This is a genomic window from Fructilactobacillus sp. X8R2C1, from assembly GCF_059900955.1.
In genome coordinates this window covers 1-1,801 of the sequence record NZ_JBWXVI010000010.1, presented here as the reverse complement: position 1 = coordinate 1,801, position 1,801 = coordinate 1, and the positions used below count along the sequence as shown (strand labels likewise).

The window sequence follows — 1,801 nt, the reverse complement described above, 5'->3', positions numbered from 1 at the left end:
AGAGTAGATCTTTGAAAACTGAACAAGATTTTGATTACAAGTGTAAGGTAATTTTAAGTTGTAGAACTTAAAATTAAACATTTGCGAAGTCAATTCGCTTTTTAATTCTTTTGAAAAAGAATAACAACAAATAATAATGAGCTAGTAAAATTTCTCATTTCTAAAATGAGAGTTTGATCCTGGCTCAGGACGAACGCTGGCGGCATGCCTAATACATGCAAGTCGAACGAGCTGCGCTTATTGATAGTTGATGCTTGCATTAACTAGATTTAAGTTAGCAGCGAGTGGCGAACTGGTGAGTAACACGTGGATAACCTGCCCAGAAGAAGGGGATAACACCTGGAAACAGATGCTAATACCGTATAACAACGAAAACCACATGGTTTTCGTTTGAAAGATGGCCTTTGTGCTATCGCTTTTGGATGGATCCGCGGCGCATTAGCTAGTTGGTGAGATAAAGGCTCACCAAGGCGATGATGCGTAGCCGACCTGAGAGGGTAATCGGCCACATTGGGACTGAGACACGGCCCAGACTCCTACGGGAGGCAGCAGTAGGGAATCTTCCACAATGGACGAAAGTCTGATGGAGCAATGCCGCGTGAGTGAAGAAGGGTTTCGGCTCGTAAAACTCTGTTGTTAGAGAAGAACGGGCGTGAGAGTAACTGCTCACGTCGCGACGGTATCTAACCAGAAAGTCACGGCTAACTACGTGCCAGCAGCCGCGGTAATACGTAGGTGGCAAGCGTTGTCCGGATTTATTGGGCGTAAAGCGAGCGCAGGCGGTCTTCTAAGTCTGATGTGAAAGCCTCCGGCTTAACCGGAGAAGTGCATCGGAAACTGGGAAACTTGAGTGCAGAAGAGGACAGTGGAACTCCATGTGTAGCGGTGAAATGCGTAGATATATGGAGGAACACCAGTGGCGAAGGCGGCTGTCTAGTCTGTAACTGACGCTGAGGCTCGAAAGCATGGGTAGCAAACAGGATTAGATACCCTGGTAGTCCATGCCGTAAACGATGAGTGCTAGGTGTTGGAGGGTTTCCGCCCTTCAGTGCCGCAGCTAACGCATTAAGCACTCCGCCTGGGGAGTACGACCGCAAGGTTGAAACTCAAAGGAATTGACGGGGACCCGCACAAGCGGTGGAGCATGTGGTTTAATTCGATGCTACGCGAAGAACCTTACCAGGTCTTGACATCTTCTGTTAACCTAAGAGATTAGGTGTCCCCTTCGGGGGCAGAATGACAGGTGGTGCATGGTTGTCGTCAGCTCGTGTCGTGAGATGTTGGGTTAAGTCCCGCAACGAGCGCAACCCTTGTCATTAGTTGCCAGCATTCAGTTGGGCACTCTAATGAGACTGCCGGTGACAAACCGGAGGAAGGTGGGGATGACGTCAAATCATCATGCCCCTTATGACCTGGGCTACACACGTGCTACAATGGACGGTACAACGAGTTGCGAAACCGCGAGGTCAAGCTAATCTCTTAAAGCCGTTCTCAGTTCGGATTGCAGGCTGCAACTCGCCTGCATGAAGTTGGAATCGCTAGTAATCGTGGATCAGCATGCCACGGTGAATACGTTCCCGGGTCTTGTACACACCGCCCGTCACACCATGAGAGTTTGTAACACCCAAAGTCGGTTAGGTAACCTTTTGGAGCCTGCCGCCTAAGGTGGGACAGATGATTAGGGTGAAGTCGTAACAAGGTAGCCGTAGGAGAACCTGCGGCTGGATCACCTCCTTTCTAAGGAAAAATTCGGAAACCTTACATTATTGAAGTCTTGTTTAGTTTTGAGAGTTTTACTCTC

General features: G+C 48.6%; 1 rRNA gene. It reads left to right on the top strand.

Annotated elements, in window-relative coordinates:
• The first annotated feature begins 161 nt into the window (after positions 1–161).
• Positions 162–1,737 (top strand): 16S ribosomal RNA (locus tag AC6UD6_RS06925).
• The last annotated feature ends 64 nt before the right edge of the window (positions 1,738–1,801 follow it).